Below are 25,265 nucleotides of genomic sequence, written 5' to 3' on the forward strand. Positions count from 1 at the left end.
TTGCTACCGCTGGATTTCAGGATGTTGATTAATCATGATTTTAACCGACGCGTCACGATAGCCAGGGAAGAGTATGAATGGGTGAACTCTCCACAAGCGGGAGTTGATCGTGTGATGTTGGATCGTCTTGGTGAAGAGGTTGCGCGCGCAACCAGTGTTGTCCGCTATCTTCCTGAGACGCCATTCCCGTTCCATCGCCATCCTGGCGGTGAAGAAATTCTGGTTTTAGCCGGTCAGTTTTCTGAGGGGGATAATGATTATCCTGCTGGATGGTATTTACGAAACCCGCCGGGCTCCTCTCATCAACCGCATAGCCAAAATGGCACCCTAATTTTTGTCAAACTGGGACAAATGAACTCAGGTGTTCAGCCGCGCGTTCGGATAAATACCCGTGATGCAGCGAACTGGCATGAGAAGGACGGAATAAAGATGTGCCCTCTGTTTGAAAACGAACATGAAAACACCCATCTGCTGCGCCTGACGACCGGGACGCTATTGTTTGAACCAGCGCTTAGCGGCGGCGTTGAGTTGTTCGTGCTGGGAGGCTCACTCATTGAGGGAAATGGTATCCATGGGGAAGGAAGCTGGCTACGTGTTCCCGTCACGCAGCCACTGGTGTGCAGCGCCGGTTCGGACGATACGTTGTTGTACATAAAAAAAGGGCATCTCTCAGCCATGCAGGAAACCGCACAATGTTAAAAACACAGGTGGCTATTGTCGGCGCGGGATTAAGTGGTTTATATGCCGCCAGTCTGCTGGAGCAAGCCAATATCAATTATCTCTTGCTGGAAGGCAGGGCGTTTGTTGGTGGTCGCATCCAGCAGGCGGGCAATACCGGGGTGGATTTGGGGGCTACCTGGATCTGGCCTGCTGTTCAGCCTGAAATAGTCAGGGTGCTCTCGGGTCTGGGCGTTGCACTTATCCCGCAGAATGAGACGGGTGATCTCATTTATGAACGCGCAATGGGGTCACTCTCTCGTTATCCTGGTTACGTCTCAACTCCTGCTGCCATGCGTGTGCGTGACGGGATGTCTCAGGTGACAGAAAAACTGTATCAACGGCTGCCAGCGAAGAATACTCTCACTGGATTGCGCATCACCCATGCCGAACACACGGGCGAGAAGATCAGGTTACGGGGCGTCACTGTGTGTGGCGAAGAGGTTGTTGTACAAGCTGAACATCTGTTGCTGGCGCTGCCTCCCATGCTGGTCAATTCGATTCGGTTTACGCCTGCGCTACCCAGGCGTCTGACGGATGAGTGGGGAAATACCGGCACCTGGATGGCGCCCCAGGCGAAATATGTGGCGCTTTATGATGACCCTTTCTGGACGGCAGAAGGATTGTCCGGGGAAGGGCGAAGTATGGTCGGTCCGTTAGTTGAGCTGCATGACGTCTCCGTGCCTGGCGGGGTCAATGCCCTGTTTGGTTTCCTCGGCATACCTGCCTCATCCCGTCACTCGCTTGGGGAAGAGAGGCTGCTTTCACTGTGCCGCGCGCAGATGGTCAGGTTATTTGGTGAGAAAGCCGCGTTTCCCTCTGCGGAATTTTTTAAAGACTGGTCTGCCGATCCCTTCACCGCCGCGCCGCACGATTTAGTGGTGCAGGCCGCTCATCATGTTCCGCCTGCCTTTCCTTCTGAGGGCGTGTGGGCGCATTGCCTGACCGGTATCGCCAGTGAATGGTCTCCGACGGTTCCCGGCTATCTGGCGGGGGCTATCGAAGCAGCGCGTGAAGGGGTTAACCGGCTGACGGTAAAAATGGCCTCAAAAACCCGAACCGAAGGGCATGATACGGAGCGAAAAGATGAAAACGACCTATAAAGCCATGCAAGTCACCGCGCCAGGTCAACTGGACATGGTCGAGCGTCCGTTACCGGTTCCCGGCCCGGGCGAGGTGTTAATAAAAGTGGAAGCCTGCGGTATTTGTGGTGCCGACACGGGGGCAATTGAAGGACATGAGAAAGGGGTGGAATATCCTCGGGTACCCGGCCACGAAGTGGTAGGCACCATCGCGAAATTGCCGGAACAGGTGCCTGCGTATTTAAAAGTCGGGCAGCGTGTCGGTGTTGGTCGTCTGGGCGGGCACTGTAATGCGTGTGAGCAATGTCGTCTTGGTCACTTTAATCTTTGCCAGAATCAGCCTGTCACCGGCAGCTCTCGCGACGGCGGCTATGCGGAGTATATGCTTGCCCGGGCTACGGGGCTGGTGGCTATCCCGGACGATCTCTCTTCCGTCGACGCCGCACCTTTACTCTGTGCGGGTATCGCCACCTTCAATGCGTTAAAAAAATCCCGCGCGCAGGCGGGGGATACTGTGGTCATTCAGGGCGTGGGTGGGCTGGGCCATCTTGCCCTGCAATATGCCCGAAAAATGGGTTTTCGTGTGGTTGCAGTGGGGCGGGGCGATGATATCGCGCACGACGTAAAAGCCCTTGGGGCGCATGTCTATATCGATACCAATAAACAAGATGCAGTAGAAATCATTAAAGGGCTGGGAGGGGCGCAGGCTATCTTGTCGACCATCACTGATAGTATTGCCGTCTCCGCGCTTATACCTGCACTCGCCCCACAGGGAAAATTGATGGTGTTAGGGGTTGGAAAAGAGAACCTGTCACTGATGCCAGGCTTGATAGTCGGCAGGGAAATTTCTGTACAGGGTGCCATTACCGGTACACCTGTCGAATTAGAAAAAGCGCTGGATTTTAGTCTGCTGGCCGATGTGCGCGCCATGATTGAAACCCTGCCACTGGAAAACGCCCGGCAGGCCTGGGAAAAAATGCGCTCAGGGAAAGCTAAATTCCGTATGGTGCTCACCGTTAATTAATAAAACGATCAGGAATAAAAAGATAAGAGGAAAAGAGTATGATAATTAACGCGCTGTCAGTCGAAGAATTTTAGCGGGGTGCCCTGGACGCAAAGCTCGCGATTTTAATAGATTTTCGGGGATTCTGGCGTAGTCTGGAAAGAAAAACTATCTGTAATTGAAAGTTAATCTGCTTTGGTTGTGAATTTTTTTCAACTCATACTTCTGCTATCAGATGACAAGTGCTCTCTTTATCTCAATCTTTGAGAGCACTCCGTAATAGTAGACGATATGACAATCCCACTGACAATCAAACAGATAGAAATGCTGGTTAAAATAAGCGAGGGGAAAGGGCTCTCGGAAGCGGCCCGACTTCTCAATCTTTCACCCTCTGCGATCAGTAAAGGTCTTGCGGTCATGGAGGAAAACCTGGGTGTTCCGCTTATTCAACGAACCACGCGGACGTTTCAGTTGACCGAGGCAGGTGAATATTTTGTTTCACGAGCCAGTGAATTATTAAAAGAATTTGATGATATTGTTAATACAACCTGCGGTTATTTTAATCACCCCCATGGTGCATTAAAAATTACCTGTTCTGTCGCATTTGGCTATGCGCATTTGATTGATATTTTTGAAGAGTACCGACAAAAGAATCATGATGTCGAACTCATTCTGGACCTTGACGATCACCTTATTAATCTCAATGAAAACAATGTAGACATTGCGCTACGAATTACCGCAACGCCACCGCAGAATTATGCCGCCCGCAAGCTCTCCAAAATTAGCTGGATGTATTGTGCTTCTCCAGCCTATCTGCAAAGGATGGGGACGCCAACAAAACGCGTAGAACTGACCAGCCATGAATGCCTGGTCTACCCGGGATTGACGCCGCCATTACGTTTTACAGATATGCCGCAGCACTCTCACTGTGATATCAAAGCGAAGACACCGGTGCAGGCTAACAGTAGCTTGATACTCCTGAAAGCGGCGCTTGCAGGGCAGGGGATTGCCTGGTTACCCTCTTATCTTATCAATAAGCATATCGCCAGCGAAGAACTGGTCGCGCTGAAGCTTGATGGAAAATACGCCTATCCCACACACAGCTTGTATGCACTCTATTTTCCCAGTAAGTTTCGCAACCCCAAAGTGCGTTCTTTTATTGATTTCCTGATTGAAGAGAAACAACCGTGGAACGCCTGGGAAAAAGATATTGAAGCTCTGTCTTAACAGAAAATAATCAAATGCGACACAGGTCACGTTTTTAAAGTCGAGTAGTGAAAAGTATAAATATAAAAATCTAGCGTTTAGATCACATTTGTTGATCGCAAAAAATAAATAAATGTGTGGTTGATCATGAGTTTTTTAAATAATTGGATGTGAATAAAAGTGGAAACTGTTTTCTCTAATATTCATTCGCCATCCGTTTTTTGCTGTGTAAAGCTTTCTTCATTCAATCATTAGTATCAATGTGGTTATTTGATTGAAATAATCGGAAAAGAACGCAGTGAAACTTTCCCATGCAAGTTCGTCAAAATGTAAGAACATATTTTGAAGCCATGTTCAGGTCGGTTGATTATTTTTAGTTGATTGGGGACTCCTATGAGTGTAGGAATTAATAACGAAGTGATTACTAAAAAGAATATACCTTTTACCATGTATGATCTGGGATGGGTGGTACTGTGTATCGGCGCAGCCATTGGTTCCGGAATTGTCTTTTTTCCTTTACAGGTTGGTCTGAAAGGTGTCTGGGTATTTGCCCTGGCCGTTATTCTTGGATATCCGGCTGTTTACTATATGCAAAAGTTGTTCATTGAAACCATGGCGCGTAGCGATGAACATGACTCATACCTTAGCATTATCACCAGCTACGTCGGCAGTCGTTGGGGCGTATTTCTGGGCGCGCTCTATTCCATCACCATGTTGAAATCGATGGTGGAATATGCACTTGCAATAACGAACGATAGCGCTTCTTATCTGAAAACATTTGGTCTGACGACCCAGACGCTGTCTGAGCACTGGTGGTGGTCGTTATTATTAATTGCAGGACTCTCGTTGGTTGCCTCCAAAGGTGAGAAGCTGTTGTTTAAAGTCTCAGGCAGTATGATTGCCGTGAAACTGGTGATTATTGTCGCTATTGGGTTCGTGGTAGTACCTTTTTGGGACTTAAATAACATTGGTGATTTTCCAAGTGTTAGCCATCTGGTCGTCGGCACCTTCCCGACGCTGCCTTTTGCCATCTTCTCGATTATGTTTGTCGGTATTCTGAACCCAATGAATATTGCGTATAAAAAGCGTGAAGAAGATAAAGAAGTTGCGAAATACAAAGTGCTGCGCGTACACAAAGTGGCCTACGTCATTCTGGTCGCAACAGTTTTATTATTCGTTGTTTCTATCGTTTTGTCTATCAGCGAAGCCGATGCATTACGCGCTTACCAGGATAATATCTCGGCGCTTGCTCTGGCGGCAAAAGTGATTCCCGGTGCGACAGTAAAATACATGAGCGTGATCCTCAACGTATTCTCTATTGTGACGGCATTCCTGGCTCTCTATCTGGCCGTGCATGAGTCCTTCGTTGGGTTAATCAAAGTGGCTGCTCAGAAAGTATTCCGGCAGAAAGATAACAGTGAGAAATTCAATACCGTTACCGCTTTCTTTATGGTTGTGCTGGTGTTGTGGTTGATTGTGTTAACGAACTTCCCGATTCTGAAAGTCTTTGTATTTGGTGGTGTAACCTATGGACTTATTAGTTGTATCGTTCCCGGGGTAATTATCCTCAGAAATGATAAATTCGTTGATTTACGCGGTGCGTCTGTCTATTACGTTATTTTGATTGGTATGCTGATGTGCATCGGGCCATTTGTCATGCTGTTCTCATAAGAGTTATTACATGACGCATAGGTTTATACCTGACATGTTTAGATAGCATTGCGATTTTACAAATTAACCATAATTTCATAACAGGTTTTTTTGATATTAAAAATGCTGATATGCCCATGTTTTCTAAACGGTGTCAAATCCTGGCTAGTTCAGTTGAAAAGTTAGAGTGCTTATTTAGATAAATCTCAAATGTGAGATGAATATTATCGATATGTGTTGCCCTATTAATCCGTCAGGGAAAAGGGCAGATAAATTAAGTAAGTGTAGTAAGAAGAGGAAGGGAAAAATGTCGAATCACAATTTTGATAACAAGGTGTCAGCAGATACGTATCTTTGTCACGGTCCGTTTGATCCGGAAGTCTTCGGTGGCGTAGTTAACCCGCCGGTCTACCATGCATCTACCGTTATCTTTAAGAACTGCAAAGAGCTTAGTGAGCGTCATCAGGCGCTGTTTGAAGATGCTGAAGATGAAATCATGTATTACGGACGCTTCGGTACGCCGACGACCTTTGCTGTGCAAAAAGCGCTGGCTGAGTTGGAAGGTGGCTATCGCTCATTGCTAGTGCCGACAGGTCTTGCCGCTTGCACAAGTGCATTGCTGGCGCTGGTTAAAGCGGGCGACCATATTCTTGTCAGCGGCAGCGTTTATGGACCAACGCGCGGTTTCGTAAACAATGTCCTGGCGAAAATGGGGGTCTCGACCACGTTCTTTGATCCGACAATCGGCAGCGGTATTGTCGATCTCTTTAAAGAAAACACGACGGTAGTATTTACTGAATCTCCGGGGTCACAGACCTTTGATATTCAGGATATTCCGGCCATTACCAAAATCGCTCATGAGCGCAATGCCAAAGTGATTATTGACAACACCTGGGCGACACCACTGTTCTTTAAACCCTTTGATCACGGGGTCGACGTGTCAGTCCATGCTGCCACGAAATACATCGTCGGCCACTCTGATGCGCAAATGGGGCTGATTACCGCGAATAAAGAGACATGGCTGGCGATTCGCCGTTTCGTCTATCTGTTTGGCCTGCATGCAGCCCCGGATGATGTCTACCTTGCCCAGCGTGGTCTGCGTACCATGTCACTGCGTCTGGAGCGCCACCAGGCCTCAGCCCTTAAGATTGCGAAATGGTTTGAGGAACGTCCGGAAGTTGAACAAGTGTTGCACCCGGCACTGCCGTCATGTCCGGGCCATGAACTCTGGAAACGCGATTTTACCGGCTCAAGCGGTCTGTTTAGCGTGGTATTGAAGCCTCAGTATTCAAAAGCGTCTGTGGAGAAATTTATCGATAGCCTGGAATACTTCGGCATTGGTTTTTCCTGGGGCGGCTTTGAAAGCCTGGCAACCCCGTTCAATCCGCGTAAAGACCGTCCTGAATATCACTGGCCGTATGAAGGCGAGGCATTCCGTCTGCAGATTGGTTTAGAGGATCCGATTGATTTGGTCAAAGATCTCGATCAGGCGCTGCGTCATCTGGAAGGTTAATTAATATCAGCGTGATTGTGTCAGCCTGCGCTGGTGCAAACATAGCATTATTTATTTACAGGAGAAAATAATGAAATTGATTATTAATACTGCATCTGCACCCGCTGCGATCGGGCCTTATTCTCAGGCCATTTCGTTTGGTGATCTGGTATTTACTTCCGGGCAGTTGCCGCTTGATCCGGTAACAATGGCATTTCCTGCGGATGACGTAAAAGCACAAACACGGCAGTCCCTGCTCAACGTTAAAGCGGTGCTTGAACAAGCGGGGGCATCTCTGGATACGGTGATTAAAACCACCTGTTTCCTGGGCAGAATGGAAGATTTTGCCGCGTTTAATGAGGTATATACTGAATTCTTTGGCGATGTTGGCGCGCCAGCGCGCTCTTGTATTCAGGCAGGAAAGTTGCCGAAAGATGCTTTGGTAGAAATCGAAGCTGTTGCATACGTTAAAAAATAAAGCGCTGGAGAGCATAGCGTAATAATCCATCAGCGCTGTTACGCTATTGCTCTGCTTTTTGAGTTGTTCAAAGTCCGTTCATTTCCGACGACAGATGGCGTTTTCTTTTTATCTCATTCCCCTTTTTATTTTTTGTGGTGAAGCAAATGCGTCGGTTTATTGCTTAATTAAATTCTCACCTGACAGATCAATGCTATTCATTTGCATGATCAGTTCTGCCATCGTTCTGGCGTCCATTTTTTCCATAACTCGTGAGCGGTGAACTTCCACTGTGCGCAATGCAATATTCATCTGCGAGGCGATATCCTTATTCATCATGCCTGCGGCAACATAATGCGCCACGGCTTTTTCTTTGGGTGTCAGTTGGCCGTAACGCTGTTTAAGCTCCTGTATTTTCGCCAGCCGCTCAGAGTGTTTGTAGCCTTTACTGATGGCCTCTTTTAGGGCATCAAGCGCGACAGGTTTTTGTAAAAAATCGACGGCACCCGACTGGATCTCTTTTACCGCCATCGGGATATCGCCATGGCCTGTCAGGAAAATAACGGCAAGGGTGCTGTTATCGTGACGCATGGCCTGAAACAGGCGATGCCCGTCCATACCAGGCATCCGCATATCCAACAGCACGACGCCCGTATCTTTAAGCGCTGCTTCGTGCAGAAAGCGCTCACTTTCGTTCCAGCACTGAACGGTGTATCCCAGGCTTTCCAGTAAAAAAGAGCATGAGCGGGTCACCGCTTCGTCATCATCCACTAAATGAATCATTTAAATCTTCTGTGTTATTGGTCCGTCGGAAAGGTCAGGGTCACGAGTAAACCATAACGCCCATCCGGGGCGCTGTGATTATTCACACTAATCTCACCATTGACGCTGCGCAGAAGGCGCTGGCAAATAACGAGTCCCAGCCCCATACCCCCTTTTTTGGTGGAGTGAAAAGGGCGAAACAGCGCCGAAAGCTGTTCCGCTGACAGGCCGCCCGCGTTGTCCAGTAGCGAAATCTGCTGCTGTTGACCAACACGTTCCTCCGTTACCCAAAGGCGTGTGGCGCCTGCCTGGACCGCATTCAAAATGATATTTGCCAGTACCTGCTCCAGCAGGACCGCTGGCAGAGAAAGCGGCATGGGGCGCTTGATGTTTACCTCAACAAGCAGGTCGGGTGACGCTTTATCAAGCTGCAAAAGCCTGAGCACGTGTCGGAGCGTATCTGCGACATCACAGGGCGCATTTTCACTTTGCTGCTGCGGACTCGCCCATTCCCGTAGATGTTTGATGATAAGTCCACAGCGTTCGGCCTGAGCATCGATGTTGTGTAGCGCCTCTTCTATGGATTCTCTCTTTTCCGGCTGCGGGAGATAATTAAGCCCTCCCTGCGCATACATGCGGATTGCCGCTAGCGGCTGGTTAAGCTCGTGCGAAAAACCGGAGGCCATCTCACCCAGTACGCTCATCTGTCGGGCCTGTTCCAGCGTCTGCTGTTGGGCGCGCAGCCGGGCGTTTGCCTGCTCGAGCGCTTTACCGCGCCGGTTTACCAGTACCATCACCCACCCATAATTGGCAACGAACAGCACGCCCAGCACAAGGATCAGCCCAATCATTAGCCTGTGCTGGCTCAGCCAGGCGAGCAGGGTTTGCCCGATCCGCTGCTGCTCCGGGTGGCGGTTAAGTTCGCGAAGCAGGGCTTCGGTATCGCTGGTTGAGGCGGGTGCGCCCCAGTGCCAGCTACCGCTCTGGGGTGCCGTCAGCAACACCTTTGCGACGGCATCGGCAACCCGGTCACCCACGCCGGGCAGGGCAGCGAACGACCAGTCAGGATAGAGTGCGGTACTGGTCAGGCAGGGAGATGCGGACGGTTTTTGAAGCAGAACCCGAAAGGCGTTTTTCGCAATAAGACCTTCCGCGTCCATGTCTTCCAACAGGCACACGGGAACGATGGCAGCCTGAATAGCATCTTCGCGCAGCAAATAGAGCAGCGCATCAGCCGGAAAGCCCAAAAATCTCACCTTCACCTGGTCGTCCACCCGTAACCCCGCATCCAGCAGTTCACGGTAGCCCAGCAGATAGCCGCCAAAGGCCTGCGCATCGACTGCGCCCAGGGTTTGTCCGGCCAGATCCCGCGCGTGGGTGATGGGGCTATCACGGCGAACCAGAATGGCGCTGCCGGTGGCCATGCTCTCCCCGGCGGCCCCTTTCCCGGATCGTAGCGATGCCAGCCAGCGCAAATGATAGTGGCTATTTAGCTGCACAAACTGCGCCTGATTGGTGATGACAAACTGGACGCTTCCTGCGTTTACCGCCTCGCGCATCGCGTTGAGATCAAGGGGGAGCAGCCGAAAATGGGCATCCGGTACGGTGTCGTTAAGCGAGTCGATTAGCGGCTGCCAGTGACGTTGAGTTGCCGCTTCACCGCGCAATGCCAGGATGCCGATGGTCCAGTCAGCGGCGAGAAGAGGGGAGCTAAACCCGACGATGAACAGGCACAACAGGATTTTTGCGATGCGATCCATGCGACAAATGCCCCTTTTCGTTTGCGGTAGATCAAGCCCGCTTCGTTTATGTGGTTAACCACAATAGAGGGCGACCTGGCGGGATTTTTAGACTGTAACTAATCACATTTGGTTAGGTAATTCCATCCCTAATCTTTTCCTTAGCCGCGCACTGAATGGAGGTCACTATGGACATCAGTAAGCGACATTTCTTGCAGCAATTGGGTGTTGTCACCGCCGGGGCATCACTGATACCGCTGGCGCAGGCGAGTCTCTCATTAAAGCCTGAACGGCACGAAGGCTCCGACAAGCAGCGTTACGCCATGCTTATTGATTTGCGCCGTTGCATTGGCTGCCAGTCCTGCACGGTGAGCTGCACCATAGAAAACCAGACCCCGCAGGGGGCTTTCCGCACCACGGTGAACCAGTATCAGGTGAAGCTCACCGACAGCGACGAGGTGACCAACGTGTTGCTGCCGCGTCTGTGTAACCACTGTGACGATCCGCCCTGTGTGCCAGTTTGCCCGGTGCAGGCCACCTTTCAACGCAAGGACGGGATTGTGGTTATCGACAACACCCGCTGCGTGGGATGTGCCTACTGTGTGCAGGCCTGCCCGTATGATGCCCGCTTTATTAATCACACGACCCAAACGGCGGATAAATGCACCTTTTGCGCACACCGACTGGAGGTCGGGCTGCTCCCTGCCTGTGTGGAATCCTGCGTGGGTGGCGCGCGGATTATTGGCGATTTACACGATCCCAACAGTACGATCAGCACGCTGCTGGCGGCGCACCGGGACGCGATAAAAGTCCTCAAGCCGGAGAATAACACCCACCCGCATGTCTTTTATCTGGGGCTCGACGACGCCTTTGTCTCCCCGTTGCAGGGGCGTGCACAGCCCGCGCTCTGGCAGGAGGTGGAAATATGTCACCCATGATCATTGATGAGGTGCTGGCTCAGCCGCAGGACATTACCTGGCTTCCCTGGGCCGTACAGTATTTTTTCTTTATCGGTATCGCCTCGTGCGCGGTGCTGCTGGCCTGCGCGGCACGCTGGTCTCAGCACCGGTATCGCGAAGCGTTTGAGCGAATTTGCCTGTTCCTCGCTTTAACCTGCGGAATTGCCGCGCCGCTGGCGTTAACTGCCGATCTGCATCAGACCGCCCGCTTCTGGCACTTTTATGCCTGGCCGACGCCCTGGTCATGGATGCCCTGGGGCGCGCTGTTTTTGCCGCTGTTTACCGTGTTTGTTGGGCTGTGGTTTTTGCTTTTCCATCTGCGCGTGGTCACGGAACGCTTTACACCGTTGATGCGCTGGATTGCTCTCGCCGCGGCGCTGACGGCGGTCGGCTTGCTGCTCTATACCGGACGCGAAGTTTCGGTCGTGCAGGCCAGACCGATATGGTTCAGCTATGGGTATCCGCTGGTGATGTTTATAAGTGCGATAAGTGCGCTACTGGCACTCCTCAGCCTGGCCCTGCATAAGCATCGCTATTGCGGCAAATTGCTGGCGAAAGGGCAGGTGGTAACGCTACTGCTGCTCGGGGCCGTGGCGCTGGTATGGCTGCTGGGGGATACGTTGTCGGGCGAGGCCCTGCGCCAGCAGTGGCGGCTTGCTACGGATATCCGTTTTTACATGCTGGTGATGGTGGCGTTATGGAGCGTCGTGCTGGTACTGGCGCTCGCTGCGAACCGCTACGACTTTCCGTTATCGCTGACACTGGCGAGCACGCTGCTGGTGGCGGCACTGTGCTGGACGTTGCGCTGGGCGCTGCTGATTGGCGGGCAAACGGTCCCGAAATACAACGCCCTGATTAACGACTACTACCTTCCCCCTGGGACCGACGGTCTGCTGGCCATTATTGGCACCTTCGGGCTGTGGTTCGCCCTCATGATAACCATCAGGGAATGCGTCAACTGGCTTTCAAGGAGGTTTCGTCATGTCTGAATTATCCCGCCGTCAATGGCTAAAAATTGGGGTAGCTGTAGGGGGCTTTGCCGCGTTCGGTTTGAGCTATCGTGAGGTTGCAAAACGGGCCGTGGACGGGCTGGTCAATGGCACGTCCGGGAAGGTGACGCGGGACAGGATCCACGGTAACGCTCTTGTTCCGGAAGGTAGCGCGCACGGCGGCTGGCAGAGTAACCCCGATCAGGCGGTCTCCATGACCCAGTGTTTTGGATGCTGGACGCTGTGCGGCATTCGCGTGCGTGTGAACAGAGCAGAGAATAAAGTCTTACGCATCGCCGGAAACCCATGGCACCCGCTGTCACACGAGAAGCCTTTTGACAGCATGATGCCGTTTTCCGAAGCGCTGCAAAAGATGGCGGGGGAAAGCGGGCTTGAATCCCGCTCTACCGCCTGCGCGCGCGGCGCCACTCTGTTGGAGAGCCTGCACAGCCCGCTGCGTATTCTTACGCCGATGAAACGCGCCGGAAAGCGCGGGGAAGGCAAGTGGCAGCGCATCAGCTTTGAGCAACTGATTAAAGAGGTGGTGGAGGGCGGTAACCTGTTTGGCGAAGGCCACGTCGACGGGCTGCGTACCATTCGTGATCTCAACACGCCCGTTGATGCGAAACATCCCGCCTATGGCCCGAAGGCCAACCAGTTGCTGGTTACCAACACCAGCGATGAAGGCAGGGATGGCTTCCTGCGCCGTTTTGCGCTGAACAGTTTTGGCTCAAAGAACTTTGGCGCGCACGGTGCCTACTGTGGACTCTCTTATCGCGCCGGTTCCGGTGCGCTGATGGGCGATCTGGATAAAAATCCCCACGTTAAACCCGATTGGGAAAACGTCGAGTTTGCGCTGTTTATGGGGACATCTCCCGCACAATCCGGCAATCCCTTCAAACGCCAGGCGAGGCAGCTTGCCAGCGCCCGCTTACGTAAAAGCTTTAACTACGTTGTGGTGTCTCCCGCGCTGCCCCTGACCACGGTACTGGCTGATGACCATGGCCACTGGTTGCCGATAAAACCGGGAACGGATTCTGCGCTGGCGATGGCTATGATCCGCTGGATTATTGATAACGAACGCTACGTGGCCGCGTACCTGATGCTGACCAGCCGGGAAGCGATGACGCGCGCCGGAGAAAAAAGCTGGAGCAATGCCACCTGGCTGGTTATTACCGATGAAAACCATCCGCTGAGCGGACAGCACCTGAGCGTATCCCATCTCAATGGCGGCGACGGGCAGGCTGATGAACCGCTGGTGGTGAACGAGGCGGGAGATCTGGTGCCTGTCAGCCAGTGCGATCGCGGGACGTTACGGGTATCGCAGGCGGTCACGCTGCACGATGGCGCTACGGTTACGGTGAAAAGTAGCTTTCAATGCCTGACTGAATCGGCCCACCGTTTCACGCTGGAGCAATACAGCATGGAATGCGGCGTGCCGGTTAAACAGATTCATGCGCTGGCGAAAGCGTTTACCGATCACGGGCGTAAGGCAGCGGTGGTGACCCATGGCGGGATGATGTCCGGCAACGGTTTTTATAATGCCTGGGCGGTGATGATGCTCAATGTGCTGCTGGGCAATATGAGTCTGAGCGGCGGCGTATTTGTCGGCGGGGGTAAATTCAACGGCGAGATTAACGGGCCGTGCTACAACATTGAACAATTTCCCGGCAAGATCGCGCCCAAAGGGCTCAATATCGCGCGCAGTAAAGCCGACTACGCCAAATCCGATGAGTATCAGGCAAAAGTGGCCGTCGGTCAGTCGCCGTGGCCCGCCAATGCGCCGTGGTACCCGTTTGTTGCCGGGCAACTGACGGAACTTTTACCCTCCGCGCTGGAGGGCTATCCCTATCCATTAAAAGCGTGGATTTCGAATATGACCAATCCGCTGTACGGCGTGCCCGGTCTGCGCACGGTCATTGAAGAGCGGCTTAAAGATCCGCAACGTCTGCCGCTGTTTATCGCCATCGATGCTTTTATGAATGAGACCACTGCGCTGGCGGATTATATCGTGCCGGATACCCATAACTTTGAAAGCTGGGGATTCAGCGCTCCCTGGGGGGGCGTGGCGAGTAAAACCGCAACGGCGCGCTGGCCTGTTGTCGCTCCCGCGACCGTCAGGACGCTACAGGGTGACCCGGTATCCATGGAATCCTTCTGTATTGCGGTGGCTAAACGGATGCAGTTGCCGGGATTTGGCGAGAAAGCGATACCGGATGCGCAAGGGGCGATGCATGACCTGAATCGCGCGGAGGATTACTACCTGCGCGTGGCGGCCAATATTGCTTTTGCCGGGCAGAAACCGCTGCCGCCGGCTGGCGAGCAGGATGTGGCGCTGTCTGGCGTTGAGCGCATATTTCCGGCAATAAAGCGTACGTTGAAATCAGAAGAGGCACTACCCGTTGCCTTTCTCTACAGCCGGGGAGGGCGTTTTGCGCCCGATGCCTCAGGACGTAAAGAGGGGATGGTCGGCGGTGAATGGGCCAGGCCGTTGCAGATCTGGAACGCCCAGGTGGCGGCCTTCAGATATGCCATGACCGGCGAGCGATTCAGCGGCTGCCCGACCTGGTATCCCGCGCGGTTGTCCGATGGACGGGCGCTGGAGGAGGTCTTCCCGCAGACAACATGGCCGATGAAACTGATGTCTTTTAAATCAAACCTGATGAGTAGCTCCACGACAGTTGTTGAGCGGCTGCATCACGTTAAGCCTATGGGGCTGGTAGCTATTCACCCCGACGATGGTAAACGCTTTGGGTTACAGCATGGCGACAAGGCAAAGATAACGACGCCGGGAGGCAGTGTGGAGGCGCGGGTGAGTTTGCTCTCAGGCGTGATGCCGGGTGTGATTGCTATGGAACATGGGTATGGGCATACGGAGATGGGGGCGCGTCAGCACTGGCTTGACGGTGAACCGCTGGCGCATAAAAGCCAGATAGCATCCGGCGTCAATCTCAACGATTTGGGCTTTGCCGATCCCACCCGCAAGGTGCCCGGCCCCTGGCTTGACTGGGTAACCGGGTCGTCCGTGCGTCAGGGACTACCAGCTTGTATTGAAAAAGTGTGATGGAAGCTGGCCCCGGTGCGGGGCCAGCGTTTAGCGTGTTGTAGACACTCCCCTCATAACACAGTCGTTACATTGAAAGAAATATGTGACGGATTTCTCTCTTTTAATTTTTTTTAAGAAAGCTAACCCCCTGATTCCCACTGTTTTTATGTGCTTTTCTGCCGATTGGTAAAAAAATGTAAGAGTAAAGTAAATTTTTTAGCTGCCGATAGGATCGTGTTGCGGGTTTTTAAGGCAAATACCTTCGGGCCTAAGGGGAGTGATTATGTCGTGGTGGAAAGTCTTTTCTGGAAAAAAAACGATCATTAATTCAACGGCAGCCCCTGAACCCCGGCGCTTGTTGCTTCAGGCGCTGGAGCCCAGAATGATGTTTGATGGTGTTGCCGTCAGCGCAACTACCGCGACCGCTGATGCCACGCACACCGATGCGGCATCGCATACCACGGCATCCGTGAGTGTGGCGCATACGGACACCACCACGGCGGCGGCGACCACTACAGCCGAAACCAGCAAAACCACATCTGGCACCACTGCCGTAACATCCAATTCAACGTCTTCTGCATCCAACACAACAACACAGGACACCAGTAAAACCTCTGCTGCCAGCGTTGTATCCGGCACGAGCAGTGCCAGCGGGCCACAGGTCGTATTTGTGGAGTCGGATGTGAAGGATTATCAATCTCTGATCAATCAATTACCGTCCGGTTATGAAGTGGTCGTGCTGGACAGTTCAAAAGATGGTCTGGCGCAAATCGCCGCCTGGGCCAGTGCGCATAGTGGTTACAGTGCGATGCATATTCTTTCACATGGTGAAAAGAATGACCTGATGCTGGGAACGATGGCGCTGAACAGCGCCAATATAGCGAATTACGAAAGTGAACTGGCGACCATCGGCCAGGCACTGAGCGCCGATGGCGATATTTTATTGTATGGCTGTAGTATTGCGCAGGGCAGTGACGGTGCCGCATTGATTGGCGCTTTGGCTAAGGACACGCAACATGCCGTCGCGGGTTCTACGGATCCCACTGGTGCCGCAGCATTGGGCGGTAACTGGACCCTGGAATACAGCACCGATAAGTTACATGTCGCGGCCCTGGATTTAGTGGGCTATGACGGCCTCCTTACTCGTCCTACGTCAGGAACAACGTTCTTTGATTCCCTCGATGGCTCTTTAACGGTCATCCCCAATGGCCAGTCATCGATAACGGCGCCTAATTACATGGGCTGGGACTTTACCATGCAGATGAATTCACCATCTGATGGTGCGAACGAAATGATTATTGTGGAAAAAGATGGTTCCAGTACAGTGGAAACCGTCGATGCTTTGAGCGATGGCTTAAAGCAAATCACCTATTTTTCGGTAAAATCCAATGATGGTTCTTTGTTTACGCTGAATTCTATTGGCGTGGTGGTTAATGGCTATGATTCCGCTTTTAGCGGGGGAACGGTTACATTAACCGGCTATCTGAATGGTTCTGCGGTCAGCGGCGCCTCGTTAACATTGAATGTTAATGACATATACAACAGTGGCAATCTTGTCACATTTAATGTCTCATCTAATTCTGCTTTTCAGGACATTGATTCCTTTCGCGTTACGGCGGCAAATGGCCATACTATTACAGGCTTAATTGGTATTGGCGCGATTAATGCCACTAACTTCCATTTCCCCGGCCCGGTATTAACGACAAGTGGTGGTAGCACAGCATACAGCAGCGGTACTGGAAACGCTGTTGCCATCGATAGCGGTATCACGCTAACCGATACCGCCGCCTCTACGCTGACCAGCGCGACAATTGCCATCACCGGAAACTTTCACAGTGGCGAAGATGTGCTGGCCTTTAGTAATACTAATACCACGACGTACGGCAATATTATCGGTTCTTATAACAGTGCAACGGGCCTGCTGACATTAACCTCTTCTGGCAGCACGGCTACGACAGCGCAGTGGCAGGCAGCGCTGAAAGCGGTGACTTATCAGGACAGCTCTCTGTCGCCAAATACCAGTTCCCGAACACTCTCTTTTACCATTACCGATGCTTCCAGTAATACCAGTAGCACCGTAACGCGTATTGTCACCGTTGCTGCGGATGTCGCGCCTGTTATCAGCAATCTTAATGGCGATAGCGGGACATTTTATGCAGGCGGGACGGCAGTGCATCTGGACAGCGGAACCGCTGCAACGGTTACCGATAGCGATACGACCAGTTTCAATGGCGGAAACCTGACAGTACAAATCACCGCTAACGGCCATAGCGCAGAAGATGTTCTGGGTATCGATACCAGTGGTACGGTGACCGCCAGTAATGGCACGACCGCAGGCAGTGTTATCTCTGTTGGCGGCGTCGCTATCGGGAGTATTGCCACCAACGGTGATGGGATAAACGGCGATAATCTGAGTATTACCTTTAACGCGAATGCGACAGCCAGTCGTGTCTCGACACTGGTTGGTGCCCTGACCTATTACAATAGCGCCACCACGCCGACAACAGGAAACCGTACAATACAAGTGGTGGTGAATGATGGCCGCGGGCAGACCAGCAGTACATCCAGTGTCACCATTGCCATGAACAATAATGCCCTGGTTACCACCAGCGGCGGCAGTGCCGCTTTTACCTCCGGGGATAATAGTGTTTCAACACCTGTGGTTATCGATAGTGGGCTGAGTATTGTTGATCATGCCAGCAGCACGCTGGCGTCCGGCACGGTATCCATTACCTCGAATTTTCATAGTGGCGAAGACGTTTTGGCATTCACCAATACCAACACGACAACCTATGGCAATATCGTCGCTTCCTATAATGCGGCAACCGGTGTTTTAACACTGACCTCCAGTGGCGCGACGGCGACGATTGCGCAGTGGCAGGCGGCGATGCGAGCGGTCACCTGGACGGATACCGCCGTGACGCCCAATTCGGCTACCCGTACTATCAGTTTCCAGGTCACTGATGGCAGCAGCAACAGTAGCCCGGTCGCCACCCGGACGGTCACGGTAACGGCTGTCGATCAGACACCGATAGTGAGCACCAGCGGCGGCAGCGCAGCCTTTACCGCGGGTGATAATACCGCGCCGACGCCAGTGGTTGTTGATAACGGCCTGACCTTAGCAGACCTGGACAATACGACATTCGCTTCGGCAACCGTGGCTATTACCGGCAATTTCCATAGCGGTGAGGATGCACTCGCATTCACCAATAACAATGCCGGGATATATGGCAATATTGTCGGTAGTTATAATAGCGCGACCGGTATCTTGACCTTATCGTCAAGCGGTGCGACGGCAACAGTTGCCCAGTGGCAGGCGGCGTTACGGGCGGTTACCTGGACAGATTTAGCGGTGACACCCAACACGGCGACCCGGACGGTGGGCTTTACCGTTAATGACGGGACGAAAAACAGCGCTGTAGCGACACGGCAGATAACCGTTACCGCGACAGATCAGACGCCGATACTGACGACCAGTGGCGGCAGTGTTGCGTTTACCGCCGGCGATAACACCCCCTCGACGCCCGTTGTCATCGACAGCGCTCTCACGATCTCCGATATCGATAACACCACCCTTGCCAGCGCTACCGTCGCCATTACCGGCAACTTCCACTCCGCAGAGGATGTATTGGCCTTTACCAATACCAGCGGCACGACATTTGGCAATATCGTCGCCAGTTATAATAGCGGCACGGGGGTATTAACGCTGACGTCTGCTGGCGCTACCGCGACCCTGAGCCAGTGGCAGGCTGCGTTACGGTCCGTGACCTGGACGGATACGGCAATCACCCCTAATACCGCGACAAGAACCATCAGCTTTAGTGTCAACGATGGCACGAAAACCAGTACCGCCGCGACACGAAACGTGACGGTTGCCAGTACGGATCAAAGCCCTATTGCAACAACATCTGGCCCTGGCACCACGTATCCGTTGGGAACCCCTGGTACGCCCATTGCGGTGGACAGCGGCCTGATATTATCAGACCTGGATAACGCCACGTTTTCCAGCGCTACCGTCGCCATTACCGGCAACTTCCACTCCGCAGAGGACGTATTGGCCTTTACCAATACCAACAGCGCGACATTTGGCAATATCGTTGCCAGTTATAATGGCGGCACGGGAGTATTAACGCTGACGTCTGCTGGCGCTACCGCGACCCTGAGCCAGTGGCAGTCGGCATTACGGGCGGTGACCTGGGCTGATGGGGCCACCACGCCCAATACAGCAACCCGGGTTATCAGTATTACGGTGAACGACGGAATCAAAAACAGTGCGACCGTAACGCGCTCTATCGCTATGTCCATTCCCGTACCCTCTGTCACCGGGATCACGGCCGCCAGCGATACGGGGAGCAGCGCTTCCGATGGCATAACCCGCAATGTACAGCCAACGTTTATCGGCACGGCCCAGGCGGGAAGTACCGTGACTGTGTATGTCGATACTGTTTCAGTGGGCAGCACAACGGCGGATGGCAGTGGCGCCTGGTCATTTACCCCTTCCAGTGCGTTGAGTGAAGGCAGCCATGCGATTAGCGCGATGGCTACGCTCGGCAGCGTGAACAGTGTGGTTTCCGCTAACGTGTCGGTAGTGATTGACACCACCGCCCCGGCGATCCCGACAGGGATTGCGCTGACCGCAGCCACCGATACCGGAGCCAGCACCAGTGACGGGGTGACCAGTAATCCCCAGCCGACGTTCACGGGGGCAGCCACCGCGGGCAGCCTGGTGACGGTTTATATCGATGGTTCTGCTGTCGGTACCACCACCGCGGACGGCAGCGGGGTCTGGCAGTATAACGTCGCTGGGTTATTGCCGGACGGTCCGCATACGGTACGCGTTACCGCGACAGATACCGCCGGTAACGTCAGTGCCGCGACCACGCCCTGGATCTTTACGGTGGACACCGCCGCCCCGGCGATCCCGACTGGTATTGCGCTGACCGCAGCCACCGATACCGGAGCCAGCGCCAGTGACGGGGTGACCGCTAATAACCAGCCGACCCTCACGGGGGCAGCCACCGCGGGCAGCCTGGTGACGGTCTATATCGACGGAACGGCTGTCGGCACCGCAACGGCGGACGGCAGCGGGGTCTGGCAGTACAACGTTGCGGCTCCGCTGATCGACGGCGCGCATACGGTCAGCGCCACCGCGACGGATACCGCCGGTAACGTCAGTGCCGCGGCAACCCCCCGGACCTTTACTGTGGACACCGCCGCCCCGGCAGTCCCGACAGGGATTACGCTGACCGCAGCCACCGATACCGGCGAGAGCGCCAGTGACGGGGTGACCGGTAATAATCAGCCGACCCTCACGGGGGCAGCCACCGCGGGCAGCCTGGTGACCGTCTATATCGACGGAACGGCGGTCGGCACCACCACGGCGGACGGCAGCGGGGTCTGGCAGTATAACGTTGCGGCCCCCCTGGCCGATGGCGCGCATACGGTCAGTGCCACCGCGACGGATACCGCCGGTAACGTCAGTGCCACGGCAACCCCCCGGAGCTTTACGGTGGACACCGCCGCCCCGGCGATCCCGACAGGCATTGCGCTGACCGCAGCCACCGATACCGGAGCGAGCGCCAGCGACGGGGTGACCAGTAATCCCCAGCCGACCCTCACGGGGGCAGCCACCGCGGGCAGCCTGGTGACCGTCTATATCGACGGAACGGCGGTCGGCACCACCACCGCGGACGGCAGCGGGGTCTGGCAGTATAACGTTGCGGCCCCCCTGACCGATGGCGCGCATACGGTCAGCGCCACCGCGACGGATACCGCCGGTAACGTCAGTGCCGCGACCACGCCCCGGACCTTTACGGTGGACACCGCCGCCCCGGCGATCCCGACAGGTATTGCGCTGACCGCAGCCACCGATACCGGCGCCAGCGCCAGTGACGGGGTGACCGGAAATAATCAGCCGACTTTCACGGGGGCGGCCACCGCGGGCAGCCTGGTGACGGTCTATATCGACGGAACGGCGGTCGGCACCACCACCGCGGATGGCAGCGGGGTCTGGCAGTACAACGTTGCGGCTCCGCTGATCGACGGCGCGCATACGGTCAGTGCCACCGCGACGGATACCGCCGGTAACGTCAGTGCCGCGGCAACGCCCCGGAGCTTTACGGTGGACACCGCCGCCCCGGCGATCCCGACAGGCATTGCGCTGACCGCAGCCACCGATACCGGCGCCAGCGCCAGTGACGGGGTGACCAGTAATCCTCAGCCGACCCTCACGGGGGCAGCCACCGCGGGCAGCCTGGTGACGGTCTATATCGACGGGACGGCGGTCGGCACCGCAACGGCGGACGGCAGCGGGGTCTGGCAGTATAACGTTGCGGCCCCCCTGGCCGACGGCGCGCATACGGTGAGTGCCACCGCGACGGATACCGCCGGTAACGTCAGTGCCGCGGCGACCCCCCGGAGCTTTACGGTGGACACCAGCGCCCCGGCAGTACCGACAGGGATTGCGCTGACCGCAGCCACCGATACCGGGGCCAGCGGCAGTGACGGGGTGACCGCTAATAACCAGCCGACCCTCACGGGGGCAGCCACCGCGGGCAGCCTGGTGACGGTCTATATCGACGGGACGGCGGTCGGCACCACCAACGCGGACGGCAGCGGGGTCTGGCAGTATAACGTCGCGACTCCCCTGGCCGACGGCGCGCATACGGTGAGTGCCACCGCGACAGATACCGCCGGTAACGTCAGTGCCGCGACAACCCCCCGGAGCTTTACGGTGGACACCACCGCACCTCAGGTGCAGGCAGTTACCGCGCAGAATACGCTTACAGGGGCTCAGGGGCAGGTCGGGTATAACATCTCCTTCACGAAACCTGTTCAGACTTTATCCGCGAATGAGTTGCAGGCGCTGGTCACGGGCAATGTCCAGGCGAATATCGTTTCGGTTACTCAGGTCAACGCCACGACATGGCAGGCTGTATTAAGTGTCCAGGGCACTGGCACCGTCACCCTAGGTTTTGTAGATAGCACTATTAAAGACATCGCGGGGAACACGTTGTCAGGCTCGCAGGCCAGCGTTCCGGTGTATCAGGTCGCGCCTGCTGTTACACCTGTGACGCCGACAACTCCGTCTACCGTATCGCCAGTGGTGCCGGGGAATTCGGCGCCGGCGATAGCACTGCAGTCGCCGCTCAGCGCTTCAATGAAAGGCCTGTTTCAGGAGGCTGCTCCTTCTCCCATCGCGCCCAATATTGTTTTAACAGCGCTCAACGGCATCAGTACGCCAGCGTTAAGTTTGACCGGGGACGGTTTGCTGGCAACAGGAAACGCAACCTTACCGTTAACCCTCTCCGTTACCCCAGCCTTTGGTGAGTTTGCGGTTCCGGGCGGTTCGGCATTGCCTTCTTATATTGGCTCTATTACCAGTAGCCCGACGGCGGCCCTTGAAGTGCGGGCGGATGTCGGCAGTGTAGGGGTCGTATCCGGCCAAAGCTTTAGCGTGTCACTCCCGGCAGGCACGATTTTAACCCGTGAATCTATGGCGAACTTATCGGTGACCGTGCGCCAAAGTAACGGTATGCCGCTGCCTTCATGGATTAAATTCGATCCAGCAACCGGGCGTTTTTCCGGACAGCCACCCGCCGGATGGAAGCAACCCGTCTCTATTGAAATTCGGGTGGTGGATAAACAAGGGCATTCAGGTACCAGCCATCTGGAGCTGAAAGTCGCCGGGCCGCGGGAAGCCACCCCTTCGGCAAGTCTTCAGGCATCACCGGGCAAGCCCGGTCTGGATCAACAAATCGCTGCTCAAAAGACCGTTTTTGCAGGGCGACTGATGACGCCTGAAAAACAGGTGTAATGTTTACCCAATATCTAATGCGCTGTTTTTTATAACTAAAATCAATTGATATATTAAGGATGGTAGCATGCAAGGTACGTTATCCGCACAACGTCATCCAGGCCGGTTTGTCCTTCTCCCTGTCGCGGTCGCTCTGCTGCTGTCAGGCTGTATGGTCAAGCCGCATCCTGTGAGCCTGCAAGAGCGGCAGGCCACCGCCGCCGCCGATAAACAAACGCTGTTTGGCAGCCAGGAAAAAATATCAGCGCCGGTCACTCTGGAAAACGCCATGGCCCGGGCGCTGAAATACAATATGGATTACCGCGTCAAGCTCATGGAAGAGGCCATGGGACAACGTCAGTTGGATGTGGCGAATCTGGATATGTTGCCCAAACTTGCCGCCTCTGCCGGTTATACCGCCAGGGATAAAGACAACGCCTCTTCATCGCAAAATATCGCCACTGGCGAACAATCCCTTGCTCCGTCTATCTCAACCGAAAAACAGGACCGCATGGCGGATTTAAGCCTGAGCTGGAACGTGCTGGATTTTGGCGTGAGTTATTACACCGCGCAGCAACAGGCTGATCGCGTTTTGATTCTGGAACAACGTAAACGCCGGGTAGGGCAACAGTTGGTTCAGCAAGTGCGCGAAGCATGGTGGCAGGCCGCAGGCGCGCAGCAGTTACAAGGGCGAATCGATACCCTTCTTGCTCAGGCCCAGTCCGCGCTGGAAGATGCCAGGGAGGTCGAAAGCTTAAAACTGCGTTCCCCGCTGGAAGCCCTGAATTATCAGCGTCAGTTATTGGATGTTATTCGCCAGCTAACGGCGGTGCGCAGCGCGCTGGCTCAGGCAAAACCGCGGCTGGCAGCATTAATGAACATTTCCCCTGGGCTCGATTTCAGTGTCGCGGTATCTGATGATATGCCAGTACCTAAGTTGGGTATCCCCGTCGATAAGATGGAAGATATCGCTCTGCTTAACCGTCCTGAAATGGTGGAAGCGAATTACAGCCAGCGCATCAGCGCACTGGAAACCCGTAAAGCGATCGCCAAACTATTACCGGGTATTGAGTTAAGCGTTGGGCAAAGCTATGACAGCAATAAATTCCTGACAAACAATGCCTGGGGATATGCCGGGTTACGTGTGAGCTGGAATCTGCTCAATCTGTTTAATGCCGGGCCGATTACCAAAGCGGCTGAGGCGGAAAAACAAGTCAACGATGCCCAGCGCCTGGCGTTGAGCATGGCGGTGCTGACTCAGGTGAATATCGCCTGGCTGGATTATGAAGGTAAAACCAAACAGTTTGAACTGGAACGCCAGTTGAATACGGTTGATCAAACGATTTACGAGCAGACACGCCATGCGGTAGAGAGCGGCGCATCGGCACGTTTGCAGGGTATTCTGGCTGATGCTAACGCAGTCTACTCATCATTACGGCTCTATCAGTCCTATGGCGCATTACAAAACGCCTACGGACAAATGGGGGCCAGCCTTGGGCTTGATCCTTTGCCGGAAGATACGCGTGGATATGATATTGCCTCATTGGATCAAGCCTTTAAAGGCGTTACAGCCCGCGTAAATAAGCAAATGGCAGGCGATAAACAATGAAAAAATACGCGCTGTGGTTGATGGCGGGCGTCCTGAGCGCCAGCGCGGTTGGCGCAACGACCGGCTCATCGCCGACGCCGGAGAGCACGCCGTCAGGCAGTAGTGATGGCGGGATTCGTGTTGAACTGCTCTCTCCTCATGCGGTAACGCTCTCCGGCGAAGTCGCGGCGCGCATTGCCGCACTTAAAGTATCGGAAGGCGACAGCTTTCGACAGGGCCAGACACTGATTGAGTTCGATTGTGCGACCTATCGCGCGCAACTGCGTAAGGCGCAGGCCGTGCAGGAGGCCGCCAGCCAGTTGCTGAAAGTGAACAATCAACTGGCGAAATACAATTCTGTCGGCACCCTGGAATTGACCCAGGCAAAAGGAAAGCTTGATGAGGCGGCGGCAGATGTCAGCTATATGCAAACGCTGGTCTCAAAATGCACGATCACAGCACCTTTTGATGGGCGTGTTTCAAAACGACATGCCGCCGCCTGGCAGTATATGACCCCAGGCGCACCGGTACTCGATATTGTGGCAACCCAGGATTTGGAGTTACGTATGCTGGTGCCGTCAAAATGGCTACCGCGCTTAAACGCCGGTGCCACATTCCAGGTGACGATTGATGAGTTGGGGCAGACCTTCCCGGCAAAAATCAATCGTACAGGCGCGCAAATCGACCCTGTCAGCCAGACCATTCCGGTGATTGGCGTTATCACCGGGAATGCGGAGAATTTGTTACCCGGTATGAGTGGGTGGGCAAACTTTAATTAAG

At 54.3% G+C, this 25,265-nt stretch carries 15 protein-coding genes; 13 read left to right on the top strand and 2 right to left on the bottom strand.

Features of this window, described 5'->3' with window-relative positions; all coding sequences use genetic code 11:
• Window positions 1-21 precede the first annotated feature (21 nt).
• The 7 genes from C5523_RS07755 (at window position 22) to C5523_RS07785 (ending at window position 7,628) form a co-directional block, all read left to right on the top strand.
• A complete protein-coding gene (locus tag C5523_RS07755; protein WP_108700880.1) occupies window positions 22-699 on the top strand; it encodes a cupin domain-containing protein in 678 nt (225 codons plus the stop codon).
• A complete protein-coding gene (locus C5523_RS07760; RefSeq protein WP_108700881.1) occupies window positions 693-1,820 on the top strand; it encodes an FAD-dependent oxidoreductase in 1,128 nt (375 codons plus the stop codon). The genes C5523_RS07755 and C5523_RS07760 overlap by 7 nt, the downstream gene beginning before the upstream one ends.
• The gene (locus C5523_RS07765) at window positions 1,804-2,823 is read left to right on the top strand and encodes an alcohol dehydrogenase (protein ID WP_108700882.1); all 1,020 of its coding nucleotides are present in this window, start codon (window positions 1,804-1,806) and stop codon (window positions 2,821-2,823) included. Before C5523_RS07760 ends, C5523_RS07765 begins: the two co-directional genes overlap by 17 nt.
• 270 nt (window positions 2,824-3,093) lie before the next feature.
• Complete coding sequence (locus C5523_RS07770) at window positions 3,094-4,029, top strand: LysR family transcriptional regulator (protein ID WP_071196184.1); 936 nt, start codon at window positions 3,094-3,096, stop codon at window positions 4,027-4,029.
• A 372-nt stretch (window positions 4,030-4,401) separates the two neighbouring features.
• Window positions 4,402-5,679 carry an amino acid permease gene (locus C5523_RS07775; RefSeq protein ID WP_079496223.1) on the top strand — a complete coding sequence of 426 codons (1,278 nt, stop codon included), beginning with the start codon at window positions 4,402-4,404 and terminating at the stop codon, window positions 5,677-5,679.
• Window positions 5,680-5,965: 286 nt separating this feature from the next.
• On the top strand, window positions 5,966-7,171 hold the full coding sequence (metC, locus tag C5523_RS07780; RefSeq protein WP_108700883.1) for a cystathionine beta-lyase: 1,206 nt from the start codon (window positions 5,966-5,968) through the stop codon (window positions 7,169-7,171).
• Between the two features lie 70 nt (window positions 7,172-7,241).
• On the top strand, window positions 7,242-7,628 hold the full coding sequence (locus tag C5523_RS07785; RefSeq protein ID WP_079496225.1) for a RidA family protein: 387 nt from the start codon (window positions 7,242-7,244) through the stop codon (window positions 7,626-7,628).
• Between the two features lie 156 nt (window positions 7,629-7,784).
• Here the strand turns inward: C5523_RS07785 and ttrR are convergent, their stop codons facing one another.
• Together ttrR and ttrS are read right to left on the bottom strand one after the other, a co-directional pair.
• Window positions 7,785-8,390: a tetrathionate respiration response regulator TtrR gene (gene ttrR / locus C5523_RS07790; RefSeq protein WP_108700884.1), complete on the bottom strand. Its 606-nt coding sequence runs from the start codon at window positions 8,388-8,390 to the stop codon at window positions 7,785-7,787.
• A gap of 14 nt (window positions 8,391-8,404) precedes the next feature.
• On the bottom strand, window positions 8,405-10,129 hold the full coding sequence (gene ttrS / locus C5523_RS07795) for a tetrathionate respiration histidine kinase TtrS (protein WP_108700885.1): 1,725 nt from the start codon (window positions 10,127-10,129) through the stop codon (window positions 8,405-8,407).
• A gap of 167 nt (window positions 10,130-10,296) precedes the next feature.
• Between ttrS and ttrB the strand changes: the two genes are divergently transcribed.
• From ttrB to C5523_RS07825, 6 genes are all read left to right on the top strand, one after another.
• A complete protein-coding gene (gene ttrB, locus C5523_RS07800; RefSeq protein ID WP_108700886.1) occupies window positions 10,297-11,046 on the top strand; it encodes a tetrathionate reductase subunit TtrB in 750 nt (249 codons plus the stop codon).
• Entirely contained in the window at window positions 11,043-12,056 is a 1,014-nt protein-coding gene (gene ttrC, locus C5523_RS07805; RefSeq protein ID WP_108702300.1) for a tetrathionate reductase subunit TtrC, read from the top strand. The genes ttrB and ttrC overlap by 4 nt, the downstream gene beginning before the upstream one ends.
• Window positions 12,049-15,120: a tetrathionate reductase subunit TtrA gene (gene ttrA, locus C5523_RS07810; protein WP_108700887.1), complete on the top strand. Its 3,072-nt coding sequence runs from the start codon at window positions 12,049-12,051 to the stop codon at window positions 15,118-15,120. The genes ttrC and ttrA overlap by 8 nt, the downstream gene beginning before the upstream one ends.
• A 364-nt stretch (window positions 15,121-15,484) precedes the next feature.
• Entirely contained in the window at window positions 15,485-22,918 is a 7,434-nt protein-coding gene (locus C5523_RS07815) for an Ig-like domain-containing protein (protein WP_178030044.1), read from the top strand.
• Window positions 22,919-22,985: 67 nt separating this feature from the next.
• Window positions 22,986-24,506: a TolC family protein gene (locus C5523_RS07820; protein ID WP_079496230.1), complete on the top strand. Its 1,521-nt coding sequence runs from the start codon at window positions 22,986-22,988 to the stop codon at window positions 24,504-24,506.
• A complete protein-coding gene (locus C5523_RS07825; protein WP_108700889.1) occupies window positions 24,503-25,264 on the top strand; it encodes an efflux RND transporter periplasmic adaptor subunit in 762 nt (253 codons plus the stop codon). Before C5523_RS07820 ends, C5523_RS07825 begins: the two co-directional genes overlap by 4 nt.
• Window position 25,265: the final 1 nt, after the last annotated feature.

Origin of the sequence: Phytobacter sp. SCO41, from assembly GCF_003073275.1 — a bacterium.
Lineage (GTDB): Bacteria > Pseudomonadota > Gammaproteobacteria > Enterobacterales > Enterobacteriaceae > Phytobacter > Phytobacter diazotrophicus.

Bases quoted from the DNA above. Each gene is read 5' to 3' on its own strand.
- C5523_RS07755 (WP_108700880.1), top strand. From the start codon at position 22: ATGTTGATTAATCATGATTTTAACCGACGCGTCACGATAGCCAGGGAA.
- C5523_RS07760 (WP_108700881.1), top strand. From the start codon at position 693: ATGTTAAAAACACAGGTGGCTATTGTCGGCGCGGGATTAAGTGGTTTA.
- C5523_RS07765 (WP_108700882.1), top strand. From the start codon at position 1,804: ATGAAAACGACCTATAAAGCCATGCAAGTCACCGCGCCAGGTCAACTG.
- C5523_RS07770 (WP_071196184.1), top strand. From the start codon at position 3,094: ATGACAATCCCACTGACAATCAAACAGATAGAAATGCTGGTTAAAATA.
- C5523_RS07775 (WP_079496223.1), top strand. From the start codon at position 4,402: ATGAGTGTAGGAATTAATAACGAAGTGATTACTAAAAAGAATATACCT.
- metC (WP_108700883.1), top strand. From the start codon at position 5,966: ATGTCGAATCACAATTTTGATAACAAGGTGTCAGCAGATACGTATCTT.
- C5523_RS07785 (WP_079496225.1), top strand. From the start codon at position 7,242: ATGAAATTGATTATTAATACTGCATCTGCACCCGCTGCGATCGGGCCT.
- ttrR (WP_108700884.1), bottom strand. From the start codon at position 8,390: ATGATTCATTTAGTGGATGATGACGAAGCGGTGACCCGCTCATGCTCT.
- ttrS (WP_108700885.1), bottom strand. From the start codon at position 10,129: ATGGATCGCATCGCAAAAATCCTGTTGTGCCTGTTCATCGTCGGGTTT.
- ttrB (WP_108700886.1), top strand. From the start codon at position 10,297: ATGGACATCAGTAAGCGACATTTCTTGCAGCAATTGGGTGTTGTCACC.
- ttrC (WP_108702300.1), top strand. From the start codon at position 11,043: ATGATCATTGATGAGGTGCTGGCTCAGCCGCAGGACATTACCTGGCTT.
- ttrA (WP_108700887.1), top strand. From the start codon at position 12,049: ATGTCTGAATTATCCCGCCGTCAATGGCTAAAAATTGGGGTAGCTGTA.
- C5523_RS07815 (WP_178030044.1), top strand. From the start codon at position 15,485: ATGATGTTTGATGGTGTTGCCGTCAGCGCAACTACCGCGACCGCTGAT.
- C5523_RS07820 (WP_079496230.1), top strand. From the start codon at position 22,986: ATGCAAGGTACGTTATCCGCACAACGTCATCCAGGCCGGTTTGTCCTT.
- C5523_RS07825 (WP_108700889.1), top strand. From the start codon at position 24,503: ATGAAAAAATACGCGCTGTGGTTGATGGCGGGCGTCCTGAGCGCCAGC.